Source organism: Spongiibacter marinus, assembly GCF_016906995.1.
Taxonomy (GTDB): domain Bacteria; phylum Pseudomonadota; class Gammaproteobacteria; order Pseudomonadales; family Spongiibacteraceae; genus Spongiibacter; species Spongiibacter marinus.
Genome location: NZ_JAFBBD010000007.1, coordinates 40968 through 62024, shown reverse-complemented (window position 1 = coordinate 62024; position 21057 = coordinate 40968). Strand labels below are relative to the sequence as shown.

Sequence of the window (21057 nt, the reverse complement as noted above, 5' to 3'; positions counted from 1 at the left end):
TTATAAAATATTCGCAATGCATTAACTATGCTCCCCTCGCCATTTTACGCATTAAGCCACGCAGCGCCGCCGGCTTAACGGGCTTAGCAAGGAAGCGATAACCCGCATCGATGACCGACCGCCGAACCGCGTCACTGTTGTCGGCACTGATAACAATTGCCGGCAGCGACTTGCCCCAGTGATAGCTCAGGGTTTGCAATAACTCTAACCCCGTCTCACCGCCGTCCAAGTGATAGTCTGCCAGCACAATATCGGGCGGCGTATCCAACGGCCACTGACTCAATACATCGCTAAGCGATGCACCGGCAAATACGCGGCACTGCCACTGCGCCAGCAGGCTCTGCATTCCCGCGCGAATCGCCGCTTCATTGTCCACGCACAGCACCGTTAGCCCCGCGAGTTCTGACTGCAGGGCCTCTTCGGCGACTGTAGCAGCTTCGCTCGCGGCAACCGCATTAACGATAGGTACCGTGATAGAGAACACCGTACCGCGTCCGGGAACAGAAACCATGCTCAAGTCATGCCCTAGCAGGCTACTGATACGGCGAACAATCGATAAACCCAGTCCCAGGCCAGCTTCGGTTTCACGGTGAGCGGCGTCGTTTGCGCGCTCAAACTCGTCAAAAATACGTTGCTGATCCTGCTCTGCAATACCCGGTCCGGTATCGAGCACCTGAATACTCAGTTGCGCTCCCTGTCGCCGACAACCCAATAACACCGTACCCTGCGGGGTGTATCGCAGGGCATTACTGAGCAGGTTTTGCACTACCCGGCGCAGTAAGTGGCGGTCACTGCGAACCCAAAGCGAACAGGGTGCAACGCGCAATGTCAGGCCACTGCGCTGAGCAATCACCGAAAACTCACGGCCCATGGTGTCGAGCAATGACTGTATGGCAAAGCTTTCAAGCTGGGGCTGCATTCTCCCGGAGTCCAGGCGCGCAATTTCGCGCAGGGAGGTAATCAGGGTTTCCGCGCCGGCCAGTGCTTCGTCAATGTGTTTCACATCGCTGCTTAGCGAACTGGCGCCAGCCGCCTGCTCTTCCACTTTGCCCGACAACGCGGCGGTGAAAAGCCTGGCAGCATTGATGGGTTGCAATAGGTCGTGACTGGCCGATGCCAAAAAGCGATTTTTACTGGCGTAAACGGTATTCAATTCCCGCTCAATGCGCGCTCGCGTGGCGTTTTCCTCTTCCAAGGACTGATTCACGGTCTCTAGCTCGGAGGTTCGAGCTGCCACCCTTTCCTCCAATTGCGACTTGGCGGCTTCCAGCTCGTTAAAGATTCGCCGGTACTCGCTAATATCGGTATAGGTGGTTACATAGCCACCATTGGCCATCGGGGTGCCGCAAATTTCAATGACCAAACCATTGGGTAGCAGGCGCTCCAGGCGATAAGGTTTTGCCCCCTGCAACAGCCCCAGGCGCCGCCGAATGGCCGCATCAACATCGCTATCGGCGTCGTGCAAATAACCGCGCTCGGCATTGTATTGGTAGATCTTGGCAATTGGGCAACCGACATAAAGCAGGCGCTCAGGGAAATTAAACAGGTCGACATAGCGCTGGTTCCAGGCGACCAGGTTGAGGTTACCGTCGACCACGCTAACCCCTTGTGGGATAGTCTCTAACGTGATTTGCAGCAGATCCTGACCAAACTGAATTTGCCGCGAGGTCGTACCGATCAGCGACACAAATTCATCGATATCCAGCGGCTTGCGCTTGGCCAGCAGTTCCAGTGTTCGGTGCGCCGACACCGCGCCGACAATCGAAGCCAGCGACTCTTCGACATCTTTAATAACAAAGCGCGGCACGCGGTCACTCGGCAATAGGCGATGGCCCAGTCGCTGCTCAAAGCGCTGCCACATTCGCTCGCTGCGCCCGTCTCCGAGTAGCGGCACTAACAGGCGGTGAAGCTGCCAGGCATCGATATCAGTGAGTTCCAACTCCGCTTGTAATTGGCGGCGCTCGACCCGCACCTCGGTAAAACTGCGCGCCTGACGCATATCGATGCTGCTAAAACGACAGCGCCGGGAGATCAGCACCATTAGCAAGCTGTTGACGGCCAGACTCCAAAACACGCCGTGACTCAGCGCGTCACCAAAATCAAAGCCCATCAGCGCTTCCGGACGCAGCCATTGCCAGCCCATCGGGCCGCTGCTCACCACACTGTGGCCCTGCCCCAGCACCGCCGGCAATAGCAGCGTGTAGGCCCATAAAAAGCCACCGGCTAGCAGGCCAACCACTACCCCCTTGGCATGCCCCCGATTCCAGTACAGGGCGCCGATAATACCGGGCAACAGCTGCGCTGCGGCGGCGAACGACAACAAACCAAGTGAGGCGAGGCCGCCGTGAGCACTGAGCTGCTGCTCCAGCAGCCAGGCAGCAAACAGTACCGCCGCAATGGCAATGCGCCGCACTTGCTGCAACCATCGGGCGTTGATCTCGTGCCCCTGACGAAAGCGCTGCCAGAGCGGCACCAGCCATTCATTACAGACCATTACCGACAAAGTCACACAGGCGACAATCACCATGCCGGTAGCGGCTGACATCCCACCTAGCAGGGCGATAACCGCCAGCTGGTTGTTCCCCATATGCAATGGCAGCGAAACCACCAACATGTCGGCGGTGCCCACACTGGGCAGCAAGCTCATTCCTGCGATCGCAATGGGTGCGATCATTGCGCAAAAGGCCAGCAAATACAGCGGAAAAATCCACCGAGCCAGGCGCATATCACGGCGGCTGTGGTGCTCGACAACCATCACGTGAAACTGGCGGGGCAGGCAAACAATTGCCGCCACAGCCAACAGCATCTGCGTAAAAAAGTTGGTCAGATCCGGTAATTGCGAAAAATGCCCCCAGTGTAATGGGGCCGAGTCACTGCTCCACAGCAAGCCCAGCGCAAATACCCCTACCATGACAAATGCCGCCAGCTTAACGATGGACTCAATCGCTACCGCCGCCATTAAGCCGCGATGTCGCTGCCGCTTCTCGACAACGCGCGTACCAAATGCAACGGTAAACAGCACAAGTATTAACGCCGCGATAAAGCTGGTGCTCCCGGGGTCGACAAATGACACCGTGCCGAACATCTCGCCGGTAAAGCTCTGCGAGCCCACATCTTCGGCGCGCTGGTCCCACAAGTGCTTTACACTGGTCCACGCCTGAGTAATCGCCTTCAATTGCAGGGCGATATACGGCAGGCTCCCCAATACCGCCAGAAAGGTCACCAGCGCGGCCAACAGTTGGTTCTTGCCGTAGCGTGAGCCCATGAAGTCGGCAATCGACGTTACCCGATTGCGGGTGCTCATCACCGACAGGCGACGCAAAAATGGCCAGCCAACCACAAACAGCAAAATTGGCCCGAGGTAAATTGGCAAAAAGCCCCAGCCACTCTCCACGGCCTCGCCCACGGCACCGAAAAAGGTCCAGGAGCTGCAATATACTGCGAGAGACAAGCTGTAAATTAACGGTCGAAAACGACGCGGCCATTCGGCGCGGCGGTCAGCCCACCAAGCGATGAAAAACAACACCCCAAAATAGAGAAAGGCCAGTAGCATGACCCACTGATTTGCTGGCACTGTATGCCTCTTATTCGTTATTGCTGTCGACGGCCCAGTCTACCCCAGCGTTTAAGGCTGCGCATGCGACTAAAGTCTATGGCCGAAAAGTGGCCCTATTCCCGACTTCCCCGGGGCGCCAAGCCTTCCCCTTAGCGGCTGCGACGCGTAAGATGCCTGCCCGAAAATCGCCCGACGAGACTAGACCAAAGCCCGTTATGCCAGAGACTTTTTATCCCGGCCAACGCTGGATTAGTACCCCCGAGCCAGACCTTGGCCTCGGCATCATTCTTGAAGCAGCTAACCGCCGGGTGGTGATCGCCTTCCCCGCCGCCGAGGAAGAGCGTACCTACGCTGCGGATCGCGCGCCGCTGTCGCGCGTGCAGTTTCAGCCTGGCGATGAAATCAATGTGCCCGAACTGCCGCCAATGACGGTTGAGGACGTTCAGGAACACAATGGCTGCCTGGTATATTTTGCCGCCGACAGCAACGGCGAACTGCAGCCCATTCCGGAGCAAATCCTCAGCGCACAAATTCAACTTCACAGTGCGCGTGACCGCCTACTGGCCGGACAGCTCGACCACACCAAACGCTACGAGTTGCGCGTAAGCACGCTTGAACAACGCAATCGCGCCCGCGCCAATCACAGCCGCGGACTGCTCGGCCCGCGCGTCGAGTTACTTCCCCATCAGTTTTATATTGCCCGCAACGTCGCCCAGCGACACCAGCCACGCGTGCTGCTGGCAGATGAAGTCGGCCTGGGCAAAACCATTGAAGCTGGCCTTATTCTTCACCAACAGCTGCTGGAAGAGCGCATCCAGCGGGTATTGATTTTGGTGCCCGACAGCCTGGTTCACCAGTGGCTGGTGGAAATGCGCCGCCGCTTTAATCTGAACTTCAGTATTTTTGACGAAGCCCGCTGCCGGGAAATCGACCCGTATCGCGACGACGCCGACAGCGTGTTTTTCGACGAGGAAGAAGAAAAAGCCCGCGAGCAAAACCCCTTTGAAAGCGAGCAGCTGCTGATCGCATCAATCGACTGGCTGGCCAGCCACCCTCGTCGGGTGAGCCAACTTGAAGCCGCGGGTTGGGATACGCTGATAGTTGACGAGGCCCACCACCTGCAATGGCAGGAGACCGGCGAGCAAACACCGGGCTACGCCATGCTGGAAACCCTCTGCAGCGCCACCCCGTCTGTGCTGCTACTGACGGCAACCCCAGAGAACGCCGGTATCGACGGCCATTTCGCGCGCCTGCGCCTGCTTGACCCAGAGCGCTACAACGACCTGCAGGCCTTTCGCGACGAGCAGCGCGACTACACAGACATTAGCGAACTGATTAACCGGGTGCGCGACAAGGATGCCGACAGCGGCCTACAAGACGCGTTGCGCTCCTACCTGGATAGCGACTTACTCACCGCTTTCGCCAATGACCCGCAGAGCCATCGCCAGGCGGTCGTCGATGCACTGCTCGATCGATTCGGCACCGGCCGCAGTTTGTTTCGCAACAGCCGCGCCTCAGTGGGTGGTTTCCCCGCCCGGGCCCTGCACGAGCACCCATTGTCGGCCCCTGCACTCTATACCGCGGCGGCCGATGAGCTACCGCTGCACGATCGCCTGCACCCTGAACCGCTGCTCGGAGATGACTGGCCGGACACCGACCCTCGCGTGCAGTGGCTGGAAAAATTCCTCCTCGGCCAGCCCGACGCTCGCTGCTTGCTGATTTGCGCCGATACCAATACTGCCCGCGAGCTCGAGCTCTACATGCGGTTGCGCCGCGGTATTGCCAGTGCGGTATTCCACGAAGAAATGAGCCTGATGGAGCGCGACCGCGCGGCGGCCTACTTTGCCGATCCCGACGACGGCGCTCAGCTTTTGGTATGCAGCGAAATCGGCAGCGAGGGCCGCAACTTTCAGTTTGCCGAACACCTCGTTCTATTCGATCTCCCGCTGAACCCGGACCTGCTGGAGCAGCGTATTGGTCGTCTGGACCGCATTGGCCGCCAAGGGGATGTCAATATTCATGTGCCCTACTACAGCGGCAGTGCACAGCAAGCGCTGCTGAATTGGTATCGCGACGCCATGGCCATATTTACCGAACCATGCACCATCGGTAGCGCCATGATGCAGCGCTATGAAAGCCAGCTGGTCGCGGCGCTGGAAGATTCCACCGAAGCCGTCGATGCCCTGCTGTCAGAAGCGGCAAACACCGCAGCAAGCCTGCGCGCTGAGCTGCACTCTGGTCGCAATCAACTGCTGGAATTAAATTCCTGCCGCCGCGACCAGGCTGACGCGCTGGTAGCCCAAGTGGCTGAAGAGCAACGCAGCGAGGAGCTGGCCGCCTACCTGGAACAACTGGCTGACCAGTTTGGCCTTGAGCACGAAGACCACAGTGACCAGGCTATTATCCTTCGGCCCGGCGATCATATGCTCAGCGATGCTTTCCCACAGTTACCCGAGGAAGGCCTGACCGGCACTTTCGACCGACGTCGCGCGTTGAGCCGCGAGGACATGGCGTTTCTCACCTGGGAGCACCCGCTACTGCGCGATGCCATGGAGCTGATCGCCAACGGCGATTTCGGCAGTGCCACAATGTGCACACTCGCGGTGAAGGGCTTACCCGCCGGCAGTATGCTGCTGGAAACCTTCTTTAACCCTTCGCTGCAAGCCCCTGCGGCATTGGCACTCGATCGCTTCCTGCCCGCCCAGAGTGAGCGGATTTTGCTGGATACTCAGGGCCGGCAACTCAGTGACAAGGTCAGCCACGCCCAACTCAACAGCCTCTGCCAACACGTTAAGAAAGGCCTGGTGCCGGCGTTAATGCGGCAAATCCGCGAACCCTTAACCGCGTTGCTAAACAACGTGGAGGGCATTGCCAAACAGTTGGAAAGCGAGTGGCGCGAGCAGGCTCTAACCGCCTACGAGCAGGCGCGCAGCAGTGAACGTGCGAGACTACTGGCACTTGCCGAGCGCAATCCAGACATTGACGAGCAGGCCGTGCAGCGCTTCGATAGTGAAACCGAACAGGGCCGTACTCATCTCGGGGCCTTGCGGCTAAATACCCACGCGCTGCGACTGGCCATTATCAGCTAAGTTGCCACCGACAGGAGAGCGCCGATGTTTCTTTTTTCCATGAACGCCAGCTCACGCAAGGACCAAGGTGAGTTTAAAAAAGACGAGGAAGTGCCCTTTATTGTCTACATCGACTTTAAAGATCTGTTTGGCGCAGAGCAGCTCGCAACCCTATTTGTGATGCGCGAGGGCTTTCGTGACGTAAAGGTGCTTAAGCGCAGGCAGATCAAGGTCGACGCCGCCTTGGAGAAGGACCCGCAAGTTCAAGAGGCCATTAACAAAGGCTATTGCGTGCAGGCCTTCAGCGCCCACTGATTTACCGCGAAAAAGTCGTTGCCCACGCTACGCCGTGGGCACATGCTGGCGCAGCCACTGCTGAAATTGCACCTTCGGCAAAGCGCCTGACAGGCGAGCGATTTCTCGCCCCTGGTGAAACACGACCAACGTGGGAATGGAGCGAATTTGATAAGCTGCCGCTGCCTGTTGCTGGGCCTGTGTATCCACCTTCAGAAAGCGCGCACGCGTCGCTTCTTCTGCGGCAACGCTGCTATACACCGGCGCGAAACTTTTGCAGGGGCCGCACCACGGCGCCCAAAAATCCACAACTACCGGCTGGCTACTGTGCTGTAGGAAGCGCTGCAGGGTTGCGCTGTCCGCCGTGACGACCTGTCCATCTAATAATGGCGCACGGCATTTTCCGCATACCGGGCCGTCATCTAAACGACTGTCGGGTATACGATTGATCGCCCCGCACGCAGGGCATGGCAGTTGTTGGCTCGCCGTCACGACAATTCCTCTTTCATCCACAACAGTAGTTATCGGGACGAAAAACCGGATTTCAAGTGGCTCACGCCCCTGCCGCGAGCAAGGTTAAAAACGCGCTAATGGCGCTGTTTACTGGCTCTGGCTTTTCCAATTGGACGAAGTGACCGGCATCCGGCACCAGAACGAGTGGCTGCAAATCGGGAATACGCTGACGCATTCTCGCGACCATCTCATCATCTAACGAGGCCACCACGGGGTCGGATTCACCGGCAATAAAAAGTGCAGGTACAGTAATATTCTGCGCAGCGTAGGCCGCGCCGATGTGCCAATTTTCGTCGGCCACCCGGTAGCTTGCCAAGGCACCACTGAAGGCGTTATCGGCACCGGCGCGCAGATAATCGTCGACGATGACCGCCATATCGTTCTCACTCATCCACGGCCACGGCAGGCTCGGCGCCGGTGGCAGCACATCCAGATACGCGGTGCCCTGGGAGGGGAAGCTCGCCCAATCGCCGAGGCTGCCCTCGGCGCTTAACGCCCAGTATATGCGACGTAAAAATTCGCTGGCATTATGGCCGAGCTCGCGATCGGCCACACCGGGGCGCTGGAAATACTGCGCGTGTAAAAATTGCTGCTCTGCAATTGCAGCAAAACCCACACTGGGCGGATGTAGTGGCGATGCTACCAGCAGGGAGTCGGCATTGAGCGCCTGCAGTTGTGCGTCAGGCAAATGCCCCATACAGCTGCGGCCGTAGTAATCGTGATCAAAGGGCACGCTAATACCGACCACAGCCCGAACGCGCTCGGGCTGCCGGAGGGCGAGATTCCACACCAGTGATGCACCAAAATCCTGCCCGACAAACACCGCTTGTTGAATACCAAACGCATCCAGCAAGCCGCACATATCGCCAATTTGCTGGTTCATGTTATGGGCCGAGACGTCATCTGGGCGGCTGCTCTGACCGTAGCCGCGCATATCGGGCACCACAGCGGTATAACCAGCATCGGCCAGAACCTGCATTTGGCTGCGCCAGTTTGACCAATGACCGGGATAACCATGGCAAAGCACAACCCAGGGGCCTTCTCCCTGACACCGAATGTGTAAGTGAATCCCGTTAACCTCGACCCGTTGCTGGCGCGTGCCGGCCATGACCATCACCCTCTGGTTGCAGCGTTTAGCATCCGCCCCAACCTCAGGGAGTCAACAGCCAGACTTTCTCCTGTGCGGGGCATTGCCCCTTGAGTCCCCCAGGCACCGACTCGCAGTGCAATGGCTCAAGGGTATAGCGCTGCGCGTAGTGCCTATTTAGCTCGTCGTCACTAATGGCGAATGGCGGCCCCGGCATCGCGCTTTGCTGGTAGTCATAATTCACCAATAACTGCGGGGCCGCATCGGTCATTTGAATGAGATGCTGGGTATAGTGCTCGCGCATTTCTGTTGGCAGAGCGACCAGTGCGGCTCGATCATAAATGGCATCAACCACCCCGAGTAAAGGCGACGTTAACGCAAAGATGTCACCCAGGTAGATATCCAACCCGGGGGCAGCATAGACGCTGAGCTCGCCGAGCTCGGAGATCACCGGGGTTTCACCTAGCTCACTGAATAATTCTTCGACGGCAATGCGACTTAATTCAGCGCCAGCGACGTGCATCCCCTGCTGTCGAAGCCACGCAATATCACGTGTTTTCCCGCACAGGGGCAGAAAAATACGCGCCCCTTTGCTCAGGGCCAAGGCAGAGAAATAACGCTCCAGCATCGGGTTCGCCCCCGACGTATGAAAAGCGATATCTTTATCCGCCCATTTTTTGTGCCAAAACTCCGCGTCCATTTCCCTACCTCTTCCACACGCGCGGCGACTACCGCGCTATCAATTTGACCCCGGCACACCACCGGGATTCGCCTCGGACTTTGGTGCTTCAACACAGATCACCACCAGGCGGCGAACCAACGGTGACACCGCCGTTACCGTGGGAAAAGCCACCGTAAATGCCAACGCCCAGGCGCGCAGCCAAATACCGACAATACCGTCGACCGCGCCAATATTGATCAGGGAAATAAACAGCGACATCACCCCTGACATGATAAAAGCAAACACATAGCCAGCGTATCGTTGCGGTATCACGGCGTCCTCCTTTGCGAGCAGGTTGCTCGGCGTAGATTTTTTTGCCCAACAAGGGCATAACGCCTATGATAAGACAGCTACCATTTAAGGAACTATACGAAGTTTAATAAGCTTATATTTCATATTTGAAATTATATATGTATGACGATATCGCACTTTTTGTCCATATCGCTCAGCAGGGCGGTCTCGGCAATGCAGCCAAGCATCTGGGGCTACCGCCAGCCACGGTGACCCGTCGACTGCAAAAATTGGAATACCAGCTGGGGTATAAATTGCTGCAGCGCTCAGCCCGCCAATGCGTGCTCACCGTCGACGGCGAGGCGCTATACCACGCCTACGCCGAATTAATTGAACAATTTGACCAAACACGGCAGCAGCTGCGCAGTGACATGCAACAGCTGCGCGGAAAGTTGCGGGTCCTCGCGCCAAGCAATATTTCTCACGGCACACTGCGTCCCATGTGGCTGGGCTTTACCCGCGACTACCCCGACATTCAGCTCGAGCTGCAACTGAGCAACCAGCTACAGGATATGATTAAAACCAAGGCAGATATCGCCCTGCGCATCGGCCCTCAAGCTGACTCGTCGCTGTATCAAAAGAAGCTGGGGCAGATCGATAAGGTGGTAGTGGCGGCAGCCAGCTACCTGAACAAAGCCGGCGAGCCACAGCACCCCAGCGAATTGAAAGACCACCGCTTAGTCGGCACCACCATTTCCAGCAAATGGACACTGCGCCACGTTGAGACAGGGAGCCTTCAGGAGATCCTCCCGCGTTTTGTCGCACAGTTTAACGACACCACTTTCGCCAAATACATGGCTGTCGACGCGCAGGGGATCACATTGCTGCCGCTCAGCGAGGTGAAACCCGAGCTCGACTCCGGACAGCTGGTGCAGGTGTTGCGCCAGTGGCAGGGGGAGCCGCGGGAGCTCTTTGCGGTGTGGCCAAGCGGCCGCCTATTGAGCGCCAAGGCGAAGTGCCTGCGTGACTATATGGCTGAATATATCGCGCGCCACTTGTCCTGAAACACGCGGCACGCCATCGGCAATGCCTTGACCGTATTCGTCATTACGGTGCCGAGAGGCCATCATTATACTGGGCGAATCACTGACAGGAGCCCACTATGGAAGTCCAAGATAAACTGAATGCCGTGCAGCGCTATGTCGATGCCTTTGAAACGGCGGACATCAACATTATTAAAGAACTCTACGCCGCCGATGCGACAGTCGAAGACCCCGTGGGAAGCGACATTCACAATGGTATCGACGCGATTGTGGCATTTTATGAGGGCGCACTCAGCGCAGGGATTAAATTGCAACTGAGCGGCACGCCGCGCTGTGCAGGCAGCGAAGTGGCCTTCCCTTTTCAAGTGAAGGGGCCAGGCATGAGTATCGATGTGATTGATGTGTTCAAATTTAATGCCGAAGGCAAAGTCGTGTCTATGCGCGCCTTCTGGGGCCCGGAAAATATGGCCAGCTAATCATTCCAACCGAAAAAAAAGGCGCCTAAGGGCGCCTTTTTTACTGGCCAAGTCGCAACTACAAACTCAACACTTTCTCGCCGCGGGCAATACCCGACACACCACTGCGCACTACTTCCATAATGGCAGCTTCGCCAACGGCCTCCAGGAAGGAGTCCAGCTTGTCCGCTGCGCCAGTCACCTGAATGGTGTAGACACTGGGGCCGACGTCGACAATCTGTCCGCGGAAGATGTCAGTGCAGCGCTTGATCTCGGCGCGCTGCGCACCTGTCGCCCGCACTTTCACTAACATCAGCTCGCGCTCAATGTGCGCACCCTCTGACAAATCGACCAACTTCACCACATCAACCAAGCGATTGAGATGCTTGGTGATCTGCTCTATCTTGTGATCGTCGCCAATCGTTGTCAGCGTTAGCCGCGACATCGTTGGGTCTTCAGTCGGCGCCACATTCAGCGTTTCGATGTTGTAGCCGCGCTGAGAGAACAGCCCGACAACACGCGACAGTGCGCCGGGCTCATTTTCCATAAGTACTGAAATAATCCGCCGCATTAGGTTCGCTCCGTTTTGTTCAACCACATGTCGCGCATCGAGCCATTCGGGGCCACGTGCATGGGATACACGTGCTCGTGCGGGTCGACATGAATGTCCATGAATACCAACTCATTCTTGCGGGCGAAGACTTCTTTCATCGCCTCTTCCAGATCACTCAGCTGCGTGACCTTAACCCCCGAGTGCTGGTAGGCCTCGGCCAGCTTGATAAAGTCTGGCAATGAGTCTTCATAGACACTTTCTGAGTAGCGACCGTCGTACTGCATGTCCTGCCACTGCTTAACCATGCCCAAGTAGCCGTTGTACAAGTTCAAGATTTTCACGGGAATCTTGTACTGCGCACAGGTAGACAGCTCCTGAATATTCATCTGAATACTGCCCTCGCCGGTAACGCAGGCAACGTCCGCATCCGGGAAGGCCAACTTAACACCCATCGCGGCTGGCAGGCCAAAGCCCATGGTTCCCAAACCACCGGAGTTGATCCAGCGGCGCGGCTCGTCGAACTTGTAGTACTGCGCGGCAAACATTTGGTGCTGACCTACGTCCGAGGTCACAAAGGCCTTGCCACCGGTTACCTTGCACAACGTTTCGATAACCTGCTGAGGCTTGATATAGGGCGTTGTCGTATCGTAGCGCGGCGCCGTCCACAGGCCGTGGTGGTCACGCCACTCGTCGATCTGCTTCCACCAGTGACCCAGCGCGTCTTGATCCGGCAGCGTTGGTTCCTCGGCACGCAGCTCACGCACCAGCGCAATCAATTCAGTTAACACCGAATCGACGGGGCCAACGATGGGAACATCGGCGTTGACCGTTTTAGAGATCGCCGCCGGATCAATATCGATGTGAATGATCTTGGCACCCGGGCAGAACTTGCTCGTGGTGTTCGTCACCCGGTCATCAAAGCGCGCGCCCACCGCCAGAATCACATCGCTGTGATGCATGGCGTTATTGGCTTCATAGAAACCGTGCATCCCGAGCATGCCCAGGAACTGGCGATCACTGCCAGGATAGGCACCAAGGCCCATCAGCGTATTGGTAACAGGGAAGTTCAACTCCTGGGCCAACTCGCGCAGCTGCGGTGAGGCATTGCCTTGCACCACACCACCGCCCGCGTAAATAACCGGACGCTTGGCCGCCAGCAACAAGCTCGCCGCCTTTTTAATTTGCCCACTGTGCCCACGGCTCGCTGGCGTGTAGGAACGCAGCTTCACCTTCTTCGGGTAGTTGTACTCGTACTTGTCATGGGGGTTGGTGAGATCTTTCGGCAGATCAACCACCACCGGCCCGGGGCGACCGCTGGAGGCGATATAAAACGCCTTCTTGATCATCTCGGGGATTTCTTCGGTTTTCGTCACCTGGAAGCTGTGCTTCACAATCGGCCGCGAAATACCGAGCATGTCGGTTTCCTGGAAGGCATCCTCACCGATCAGGTGACTCATCACCTGCCCGGAAAGTACCACCATTGGAATAGAATCCATATACGCCGTGGCAATACCGGTAATGGCATTGGTGGCTCCGGGGCCGGATGTCACCAGCACCACACCGGGTTTACCCGTGGCACGGGCATAACCGTCTGCCGCATGGGTGGCCGCCTGCTCATGGCGCACCAGAATATGCGGCACCTTACAACTTTTGAAAAGCGCATCGTAAATATGTAATACCGCACCGCCGGGATAGCCGAAGATGAACTCAACACCTTCGTCTTCCAAAGCACGTGCGATCATTTCGCCGCCAGATAACAACTCCACTGAAAGACCCTCGCTTCAGTTTGAAACTTAAATTCCGTCGCCACGCCTCCGGCTGCCCACCGGAAACGCTCAATGTGAACGCCTAGATGCCGAAACACATACCTTCCGAGCACATTTGCTGGTGCTCGGGCGAATCGCCTAATGCCGCTGCTAGCGGCTATCTTTGCTTTGCGGGGTACGCAAAGCGGGCAATCTCGCAACACAGGTCATGTGTCTGCAGAGTGAATGGAACTACCTTGAGTAGCAGTGCAACAGCTTTAGTCACACTCTGTATATTGGCCGCAGGTAAGCAGCGCGGAAAACAGCCATCGCCACCCTAATTGGGAGGACGGTATATTTTTTAACCTCACCTGTTTTTTGTCAAGGCAATGGGTGCGCCAAGACCGTGTTTTTTCTGGCAATCTGGCTGTTTTGTGGTTTTGTGACAGCGCTTTTTGCGGCCCCGCTAGAATCTGCCATAATCAGCCCATCAATTATGTTGTTGTGGCCGCTGAATATGCGCAGAAATTTGCTGTTTTTATCCCTGATAAGTGTGAGCTTATTGACCAGCCACGCCGCCCTTGCGGCCAAGTCCGGTTACTACCGCTGGACCGATGCAGAGGGCGAGGTGCACTTCAGCCAAAAACCCCCGGTAGGGAAAGCCTACGAGTTTATCGAATCGCAAACCGGCAAACGCTCAGCCGCGACTGAAAGCGCTAACGATTCAACAACGCCCCCACCTGAGTCCGAGCAGGACTTAGCCCCGGACGCAAAAATGGAAGTGCTTCCGCCCAAGGACCCGGCAATTTGCCAGCAGGCGAAGAGCAATATGCAATCCCTGAATGCCGCCGGGGCGCGAATTCGCGCGACCGGGAAGAATGGCGAAGTCCGCTACCTGACGCAGGAAGAGATTGAAGTGCAAAAACTGCGTGCTCAAGACGCGATTAAAGTGCACTGCGAATAACAGCCGTGTTTTAAATGCGTTGCCACGCCCACCACAACCCTACAGCGGCGACCGTCAGTAATATAGCGGGATATCCCCAGCGGGTATAAAGGGGCTTTTTCTGGCAGTACACCAGAAGCGGTACCAGAGCCACCGTTACCGCTAATTGCGCAGCTTCCACACCAATATTGAAACTGGCTAATGCCAGAACCGCACTGCTGCCCTCATCCATTAACCCGGCCAACATGCTGGCAAAGCCAAAGCCGTGAATGAGCCCAAACACCCCCGCCAGCTGCCATTGAAACCGGTGGTGTTCGCCGAACAAGGCGACCAACGCCGCGACGCTTATTGATAGTGCGATGACTATTTCAACGGGCTGGATAGGCAACTGCCACCACCCGAGGGTTGCCGCAGTTAACGTAATACTGTGAGAAACCGTAAAAGCCGTCACAACGCCTGCGCAGCGCCATAGCAACGGTCTAAGCGACTCATCTGAGGAGGATGCCCTCACCAGAGGCAATAGCAAAGCCAACAAGAAAAGAAGGTGGTCATAGCCCAACACCATGTGCAGGACACCTTCCTTGAAGAAGGCGGAAACGGTCGCCCAGGGCCCATGAGACTGCAAAGTCAGGGCACTTTCGGAAGGTGTCAGTACACCGAGTAGCGACTGCTCTGCCACATCATTTCGGTAGAGCAACCTGTGAAGTGGATCGACATCAAAGAGCAAGTCGTAATTCAGCGTCAGCCTGTCTGGCTCAGCAAAACAAGGTGACTTAAGCCCCCATGCTGCATAGTACTCGCCGCTGTGGCTCGCTACGCCCAGGCGCTGTAATTTGAGGGGGCAATCGCCGCCTTCCCGCGTTACACGGATACCTTTTAGAATAGATGCCTCAAGCCCCATCGCCGCACCGCGAAGCTCCTTGGCTGTCACCCGTCCATCCACTGGGTTTGTATCCAGATCGTAGATTCGCTGCAGATCTTCCACAGCAATATCTAGCCGCCATTGCTCCGAAGCTATATACAGATAACTGTCACTATTTTTATGCGCAAATAAGCTGGTACTGGCAAAGCAAAGAAAGAGAGCAAACCACCGACTCATTGTTGTACTCCCTCTGCCGAACGACTGCGCGCCAGTAACTGCTCGTCCGGCCATTCGCGCTGCTCTTGCCAATTACTGCTAGCAACACGCAAAGCCAGTTGCGGCTTGTCTACAACATCGAGCAAAAAGTGCGCATAAGCACGCTTGTGGAGCCGCTCCCCGCGCCATTGAGCATCCTCAAACTTTTCGAGGAGTTCTTCCTTGAGCTGTAAATACTGCTTTTTATGATCGCCTTCGTTGGTTGCCGCCAGACTTTTTAGCGCGACCGCGCGACAAGTGAGTACGCCATCTGAGAGCGCTCCCTCGCTGATCTCCAGTACCAACGCGTACTCACGCTGCTGCAATGCCGCAAGGCAAAAACGATCACGCACGTATTGATCACCTGGCGACAGCGCAGCGGCGGAGCGCCATAGCGAGAGCGCATCTGCACGGCGCCCCCGGTCAGCCAAGTCAGCTAGGCTGACCAATGACCAATGTAATTCGGGGCCTGTGCCTTGCAGCACTTTTGCTCTTACGAGACCTTGCAGCGCCTCGAAAGCTTGCTCAGTATCACTGGTGAGACCGCGCAAGTATTCGCGGCATGCTTGGAAATACAACGATGGACTAACGACGCCCAATTTCTCACAGTGCGATTTCGCAGCGTTGTATTCACCTCGCACAACGGCCAAATTCATGAGGGCAAGCAGCGTTTGCTCGTAGGGGCCATCGACTTCAGCCTCGCCTGCATTGCTAAGCACTTGCCATGCACTTTCGAGACCTCGCTGGGCCTCGTCAAACTTGTGAAGGCTCTCAGCAATTTGAGCCGTTAAAAAATGAAATCGCCATTTCAGAAGAGGAGAAAGAGTCGTAGGCGGCTCTAATTTGGCTAATACGCCGCTGGCCTCACCCAATCGCCGGGGGTTACCCTCACGTCGGTATCGCTGAAGATAATCTTGCACCTGAGCCAGCTGCTCTGCAGGCGGTCGATCCGCACTATCCACAGACTCAGTCTTAGCCTCAACGGTAATTAGTTCGGTACTCGGCGCGGGCCAGGACGCGGGGGGGAAGGCGTATATACTCGCGCTAAAAAAGCCGATAAAAGCGGTAAGGATGAGTCCTTTCATATTATTTACTCAATAGTAAAAGGGGCAGCCCAGCTGCCCCTGCCTGCCAGTAGACTGGCTAGCGAATAAAGCCGTCGAAAGACTGTTTATCCAGTGTTTCAGGCTTAATATCGTTGACCTCCACAGGTGCGTCATTCGGCTCCTGAGAAAAGGCCTGTGCAAAAGTGACAGCAAAGACGCCATCGCGCTTGGCTTGCGCAGGTCCATCGCCGTCGTCGTCAAGTGAGCACGCCGACACCGCTGCCGCCACAATTGCTATTACGAGTCGCTTTTTCATAGGTAAAGTCCTCGTATTATTCAGGGTGAGCCCGCAATGGGCGTAGCGAGGTAGGGGAAGCCACCGAGGTAATCAAAGCGGTCGGGCTTCGCCCCGTCATTGACGACGGCGCCAGCATTCACCACCGCTGGTGCTGCTCCTGACAAATCACATGTCTGCAAGCCATTGGGGTTGGCCGCGGTAATCGCGCCTTCAGCAACACTTAACGCAATGTCGACGACATCATCGACTGGGCGACGCCCATTTGGGAAGCCCGCTAAGTCACAATCTAAAAAGCCCAACTCCCCCTGACTCACTAACGCCGTTGGCGCAATCGCGGTATTCAGGCGAAGCATTTCGCCCGGCTGTGCGGCAGCGGCTTGGTTCAGACCGTTAACACCGGTCACGAATGCCGCTAGCAAATCGCTTCGCGGGGTGTCGGGTACGACCGTTGCACCGGGGAACAGAACATCCACCAAGACTGGTAATGTGGGATACAACACATAGGCGCCGAAGTTTTCGACATCATCTTTTGGATGGCTGGCGTTAAACTTATCTTTGTCGGTGATCCCGATGACGACTTCATTAACTAGCGGGCTACCCAGACGAGACACCTGAGTCCAGGCACCACCCTCCACACTGGGCCCCTGCCCGTCAGCCGAGGCAGTCGGCCCAACGGGCTTGGAGTTCAGCAATCGTGCCTGTGGCTTGCTTGCCGTTGTCCAGGCACCAATAACGGTTTCGCTGCCAGCGGTCACACAACTGATCGGCAGCTCAAGCGCCAGCGACGTTACGTTTTTATCAGCGATTGTATTTGAAGCGCTGTCTCGAGCACCCAGAGGGTTGAGATTCACTTGATCGAAGACTTGACCCAGGTTTACAACAAATCCTTCTTGGCGCTGGCCGACAAACATCTTGCCAGGAGACATGCACCCGGGAATATTAATATCGTATACGAACTGCGAGGCGTAGCCCTCGTAGTCAGGAATGGTCTTGTTGCCGATATTGTCCACCGGCTTTGCGAAGCTTGTAGAACCATCAGCCAGATTCGAAACCGGCGTCGCGTTACCACTGCGGCGTGGTCCGGCAACCAGCTCCACAGAGAAGCTCTCCACGACATTCAGCAATCCGGTGCTGGTGCCACTGCCACCGCCCACGGCGGCTAACGGGACCTGTACCAAAATGTCATTGCCCTGATCGTCCTCACCGGTTTTAACCTTACCCGCATCAATCAGCCCCGCCGCTGAGGCTTGGCCGTAGGCGTTGGCAAACTGGAATTGAAAGGTCAGGTCTTCAATCGCATCTCCGTCGTTGTCTATGTGAATCTCATAAAGCGCCTGCGGGTCCATCGTGAAGTAATTAGGACCGCCATAGGCATCTTGCAACGGCTGATAGTTCGCAATGAGCGTCACAAATCCCTCTCGACCTGCCTCATAACTGCGAAACATATAGAAATCTGTACCGTCGACTTTTGGAGAGCCCGCTATAAATGGCGCCTCCCGATGACTTGACGCCATCAAAGACGAAGAGAATGCTGCGCAGCCTAACATGCTGAGCATGACGGCCTTCTTGTACGCTAACCCCATAGTGTCACCTCTGTCAGATATAGTGTTTATTTTTTCTTACAAAGGAGTTCTACGACACAACTAGGTATTGCGATCACCTAGACAAAAAAAAGCCCGGTGGGAGCCGGGCAACTGATAAGGGTGGGTATGTTTTGTCGCAGGTCTACTGTAGCGTAGCCGCCTTAAATGCCAGTTGATCTCCATCAATTTCTGCGCGAATTTGCTGGCCCGGGGTAAACTCCCCCTGCAGCAGACGCTGCGCCAAGGGGTTTTCCAGCTGTTGCTGTATCGCACGCTTGAGCGGGCGGGCACCAAATACGGGGTCAAAGCCCACATCCGCCAGGCGATCCATCACCGCATCGCTGAGCACCAGTGACAATTCCCGCTCTGCCAACCGTTTATTGAGTATTCCCAGCTGGATATGCGCGATTTCACGCACTTGCTCTCTGCCCAGCGGCTCGAATACCACCAGCTCATCGACGCGGTTAACAAACTCTGGACGGAAGTGGCCGGATACCACGTCGAGCACCGCGGAACGAATCGCCGGGTAGTCGCTACCGCCGCGTGTCATTTCCTGGATCACATCGGAGCCTAAGTTCGAGGTCATCACGATCACGGTGTTGCGAAAATCCACCGTGCGGCCCTGACCATCGGTCAGGCGGCCATCGTCAAGCACCTGCAACAGGATGTTGAATACATCGGGGTGAGCCTTTTCAACCTCATCCAGCAACAACAGCGAATAGGGGCGACGACGCACCGCCTCAGTAAGGTAACCGCCCTCTTCATAGCCGACGTAGCCCGGAGGCGCACCAATTAAGCGAGCAACGGAGTGCTTCTCCATAAACTCCGACATATCGATACGTACCATCGCCTCTTCGCTGTCATACAGGAAGGTTGCCAATGCCTTACACAGCTCGGTTTTACCCACACCGGTTGGCCCCAGGAACAGGAACGAGCCATTGGGGCGATTCGGATCACTCAGGCCCGCGCGACTGCGGCGCACCGCATTGGAAACGGCGTCCACCGCTTCGCCCTGCCCGACAACGCGTTTATGCAGCGCCTCCTCCATGCGCAGCAGCTTGTCTTTTTCGCCCTCCAGCATCTTGCTGATGGGAATCCCTGTCCAGCGCGATACCACCTCGGCGACTTCCTCGTCCGAGACTTTATTACGCAGCAGCTGCATTTCGCCGTGCTCTGCGGCATCTGCCGATGCGAGACGTTTTTCCATATCGGGGATCACGCCGTACTGCAGCTCCGACATTTTTGTTAGGTCGCCACTGCGACGCGCGGCCTCCAGGTCCAGCTTAGCCTGCTCGAGATCACTCTTAATCTGCGCGCTGCCGTGCAGGGTCGCCTTCTCGGCCTTCCAAACTTCGTCGAGATCGGCGAACTCTTTTTCCACTTTATCGATATCGGCATTGAGCAAGGCGAGTTGCTTCTTCGCCGCCTCATCGTCGTCTTTCTTCACCGCTTCACGCTGAATTTTCAGTTGGATCAAGCGGCGCTCCAGCTTGTCCATCACCTCGGGCTTGGAGTCGATCTCCATGCGAATGCGGCTGGCCGCTTCGTCGATCAGGTCGATGGCTTTATCCGGCAACTGGCGGTCGGTGATGTATCGCTGCGACAGCTTGGTCGCCGCAATAATAGCGGAGTCAGTAATGTCGACACCGTGGTGCACCTCATAGCGCTCTTTCAGGCCACGCAGAATCGCGATGGTGTCCTCTTCAGAGGGTTCGTCCACCAAGACTTTTTGGAAACGACGTTCAAGCGCCGCATCTTTTTCGATGTACTGGCGGTATTCGTCCAGGGTTGTGGCGCCCACACAGTGCAGCTCACCGCGCGCCAGCGCAGGTTTGAGCATATTGCCTGCGTCCATCGCGCCGTCAGCTTTACCGGCACCGACCATGGTGTGCAGTTCATCGATAAACAGGATGACCCGCCCCTCTTCCTTGGCGAGTTCGTTAAGCACCGACTTCAGGCGCTCTTCAAAGTCACCGCGAAATTTGGCGCCGGCAAGCAGTGCCCCCAAATCCAGAGACAGCACGCGCTTGTCTTTTAAGCCCTCGGGCACCTCACCGTTAATAATGCGCTGCGCCAAGCCCTCAACGATGGCAGTTTTACCCACGCCCGGCTCGCCGATCAGCACCGGATTGTTCTTGGTACGGCGCTGCAACACTTGAATTGTGCGGCGAATTTCATCGTCACGGCCGATCACCGGATCCAGCTTGCCCGACTCAGCGCGCTCGGTCAGATCAATGGTGTATTTATCCAAGGCCTGACGATTTTCCTCGGCCGATGCGTCGTTCACCGACTGCCCTCCTCGCAATTGTTCTATCACGGATTCAAGGCGGCTTTTCTCTATGCCAGCCTCTTTCATCACTTTGCTAATCGACGTCGCCGACTCGAGCATCGCCAACACCACAAGCTCGCTGGAAATGTAGGCATCGCCGCGTTGTTGGGAAAGTTTGTCGCTGATATTAAATACCCGCGCCAAGCCCTGCGACACATGAACATCGCCAGGGTTGCCCTCGACTCGGGGTAGCTTGTCCAAGGCGTCATTAACCGCAGCGTCCAGCGCAGCGGCATTCGCCCCCGCCTGGCTGAGCATCGGTTTAACCGCGCCGCCGGACTGTTTTAGCATCGCCGCCAACAGGTGCTCGGCTTCAATATATTGGTTGTCGCGTCCCAGCGCCAAGGATTGGGCATCTTGCAGCGCGGTTTGCAGTGAGTTGGTAAATCGATCTATACGCATTCGCGGCTCTCCATCCATGCGGCCCCGCTCACGCAGAGCGATAACCGCACTATTAATAAGGTCTTTCTACTTA

The 21057-nt window shown here is 56.5% G+C and carries 17 protein-coding genes; 5 read left to right on the top strand and 12 right to left on the bottom strand.

What is annotated here, in order from left to right; genetic code table 11:
• Positions 1-25 precede the first annotated feature (25 nt).
• Positions 26-3574 (bottom strand): NahK/ErcS family hybrid sensor histidine kinase/response regulator, encoded by a 3549-nt coding sequence (locus tag HNR64_RS11685; RefSeq protein WP_204996634.1) that lies wholly within the window; start codon positions 3572-3574, stop codon positions 26-28.
• A gap of 197 nt (positions 3575-3771) precedes the next feature.
• Between HNR64_RS11685 and rapA the strand changes: the two genes are divergently transcribed.
• On the top strand, positions 3772-6645 hold the full coding sequence (gene rapA / locus HNR64_RS11680) for an RNA polymerase-associated protein RapA (RefSeq protein ID WP_204996633.1): 2874 nt from the start codon (positions 3772-3774) through the stop codon (positions 6643-6645).
• A gap of 24 nt (positions 6646-6669) precedes the next feature.
• Positions 6670-6939, top strand: a complete 270-nt coding sequence (locus tag HNR64_RS11675) for a hypothetical protein (RefSeq protein ID WP_027874226.1) — start codon at positions 6670-6672, stop codon at positions 6937-6939.
• A gap of 27 nt (positions 6940-6966) precedes the next feature.
• On the opposite strand, the gene trxC is transcribed toward HNR64_RS11675, so the two are convergent.
• The 4 genes from trxC to HNR64_RS11655 form a co-directional block, all read right to left on the bottom strand.
• The gene (trxC, locus tag HNR64_RS11670) at positions 6967-7410 is read right to left on the bottom strand and encodes a thioredoxin TrxC (RefSeq protein ID WP_338061850.1); all 444 of its coding nucleotides are present in this window, start codon (positions 7408-7410) and stop codon (positions 6967-6969) included.
• Positions 7411-7471: 61 nt separating this feature from the next.
• Positions 7472-8539, bottom strand: a complete 1068-nt coding sequence (locus tag HNR64_RS11665) for an alpha/beta fold hydrolase (protein WP_204996632.1) — start codon at positions 8537-8539, stop codon at positions 7472-7474.
• 43 nt (positions 8540-8582) lie between these two features.
• Positions 8583-9218: a thiopurine S-methyltransferase gene (gene tmpT / locus HNR64_RS11660; RefSeq protein WP_204996631.1), complete on the bottom strand. Its 636-nt coding sequence runs from the start codon at positions 9216-9218 to the stop codon at positions 8583-8585.
• Between the two features lie 39 nt (positions 9219-9257).
• Positions 9258-9512 carry a DUF2798 domain-containing protein gene (locus HNR64_RS11655; protein ID WP_204996630.1) on the bottom strand — a complete coding sequence of 85 codons (255 nt, stop codon included), beginning with the start codon at positions 9510-9512 and terminating at the stop codon, positions 9258-9260.
• A 137-nt stretch (positions 9513-9649) separates the two neighbouring features.
• Between HNR64_RS11655 and HNR64_RS11650 the strand changes: the two genes are divergently transcribed.
• Together HNR64_RS11650 and HNR64_RS11645 are read left to right on the top strand one after the other, a co-directional pair.
• Positions 9650-10534: a LysR family transcriptional regulator gene (locus tag HNR64_RS11650; protein WP_204996629.1), complete on the top strand. Its 885-nt coding sequence runs from the start codon at positions 9650-9652 to the stop codon at positions 10532-10534.
• 98 nt (positions 10535-10632) lie between these two features.
• Positions 10633-10989: a nuclear transport factor 2 family protein gene (locus tag HNR64_RS11645; RefSeq protein ID WP_027874224.1), complete on the top strand. Its 357-nt coding sequence runs from the start codon at positions 10633-10635 to the stop codon at positions 10987-10989.
• A 58-nt stretch (positions 10990-11047) separates the two neighbouring features.
• On the opposite strand, the gene ilvN is transcribed toward HNR64_RS11645, so the two are convergent.
• Entirely contained in the window at positions 11048-11539 is a 492-nt protein-coding gene (gene ilvN / locus HNR64_RS11640; protein ID WP_022959484.1) for an acetolactate synthase small subunit, read from the bottom strand.
• The gene (locus HNR64_RS11635) at positions 11539-13287 is read right to left on the bottom strand and encodes an acetolactate synthase 3 large subunit (protein WP_027874222.1); all 1749 of its coding nucleotides are present in this window, start codon (positions 13285-13287) and stop codon (positions 11539-11541) included. The genes ilvN and HNR64_RS11635 overlap by 1 nt, the downstream gene beginning before the upstream one ends.
• 496 nt (positions 13288-13783) lie before the next feature.
• On the opposite strand from HNR64_RS11635, the gene HNR64_RS11630 reads away from it, so the two are divergent.
• Positions 13784-14230 (top strand): DUF4124 domain-containing protein, encoded by a 447-nt coding sequence (locus HNR64_RS11630; RefSeq protein ID WP_204996628.1) that lies wholly within the window; start codon positions 13784-13786, stop codon positions 14228-14230.
• Positions 14231-14240: 10 nt separating this feature from the next.
• Here the strand turns inward: HNR64_RS11630 and HNR64_RS11625 are convergent, their stop codons facing one another.
• The 5 genes from HNR64_RS11625 to clpB all read right to left on the bottom strand — a co-directional run bounded on the left by HNR64_RS11625 (position 14241) and on the right by clpB (position 20984).
• Positions 14241-15308, bottom strand: coding sequence for a HupE/UreJ family protein (locus HNR64_RS11625; protein WP_204996627.1), 1068 nt, complete (start codon positions 15306-15308; stop codon positions 14241-14243).
• The gene (locus tag HNR64_RS11620) at positions 15305-16411 is read right to left on the bottom strand and encodes a hypothetical protein (RefSeq protein ID WP_204996626.1); all 1107 of its coding nucleotides are present in this window, start codon (positions 16409-16411) and stop codon (positions 15305-15307) included. Before HNR64_RS11620 ends, HNR64_RS11625 begins: the two co-directional genes overlap by 4 nt.
• A 58-nt stretch (positions 16412-16469) precedes the next feature.
• Positions 16470-16688: a hypothetical protein gene (locus HNR64_RS11615; protein WP_204996625.1), complete on the bottom strand. Its 219-nt coding sequence runs from the start codon at positions 16686-16688 to the stop codon at positions 16470-16472.
• Positions 16689-16708: 20 nt separating this feature from the next.
• Positions 16709-18253, bottom strand: a complete 1545-nt coding sequence (locus tag HNR64_RS11610) for a DUF4331 domain-containing protein (RefSeq protein WP_204996624.1) — start codon at positions 18251-18253, stop codon at positions 16709-16711.
• A gap of 142 nt (positions 18254-18395) precedes the next feature.
• Positions 18396-20984, bottom strand: a complete 2589-nt coding sequence (gene clpB, locus HNR64_RS11605; RefSeq protein WP_204996623.1) for an ATP-dependent chaperone ClpB — start codon at positions 20982-20984, stop codon at positions 18396-18398.
• Between the last annotated feature and the right edge of the window lie 73 nt (positions 20985-21057).

Coding starts and splice junctions, on each gene's coding strand:
- rapA (WP_204996633.1), top strand. CDS start 3,772: ATGCCAGAGACTTTTTATCCCGGCCAACGCTGGATTAGTACCCCCGAG.
- HNR64_RS11675 (WP_027874226.1), top strand. CDS start 6,670: ATGTTTCTTTTTTCCATGAACGCCAGCTCACGCAAGGACCAAGGTGAG.
- HNR64_RS11665 (WP_204996632.1), bottom strand. CDS start 8,539: ATGGCCGGCACGCGCCAGCAACGGGTCGAGGTTAACGGGATTCACTTA.
- tmpT (WP_204996631.1), bottom strand. CDS start 9,218: ATGGACGCGGAGTTTTGGCACAAAAAATGGGCGGATAAAGATATCGCT.
- HNR64_RS11650 (WP_204996629.1), top strand. CDS start 9,650: ATGTATGACGATATCGCACTTTTTGTCCATATCGCTCAGCAGGGCGGT.
- HNR64_RS11645 (WP_027874224.1), top strand. CDS start 10,633: ATGGAAGTCCAAGATAAACTGAATGCCGTGCAGCGCTATGTCGATGCC.
- ilvN (WP_022959484.1), bottom strand. CDS start 11,539: ATGCGGCGGATTATTTCAGTACTTATGGAAAATGAGCCCGGCGCACTG.
- HNR64_RS11630 (WP_204996628.1), top strand. CDS start 13,784: ATGCGCAGAAATTTGCTGTTTTTATCCCTGATAAGTGTGAGCTTATTG.
- HNR64_RS11625 (WP_204996627.1), bottom strand. CDS start 15,308: ATGAGTCGGTGGTTTGCTCTCTTTCTTTGCTTTGCCAGTACCAGCTTA.
- HNR64_RS11620 (WP_204996626.1), bottom strand. CDS start 16,411: ATGAAAGGACTCATCCTTACCGCTTTTATCGGCTTTTTTAGCGCGAGT.
- HNR64_RS11615 (WP_204996625.1), bottom strand. CDS start 16,688: ATGAAAAAGCGACTCGTAATAGCAATTGTGGCGGCAGCGGTGTCGGCG.
- HNR64_RS11610 (WP_204996624.1), bottom strand. CDS start 18,253: ATGGGGTTAGCGTACAAGAAGGCCGTCATGCTCAGCATGTTAGGCTGC.
- clpB (WP_204996623.1), bottom strand. CDS start 20,984: ATGCGTATAGATCGATTTACCAACTCACTGCAAACCGCGCTGCAAGAT.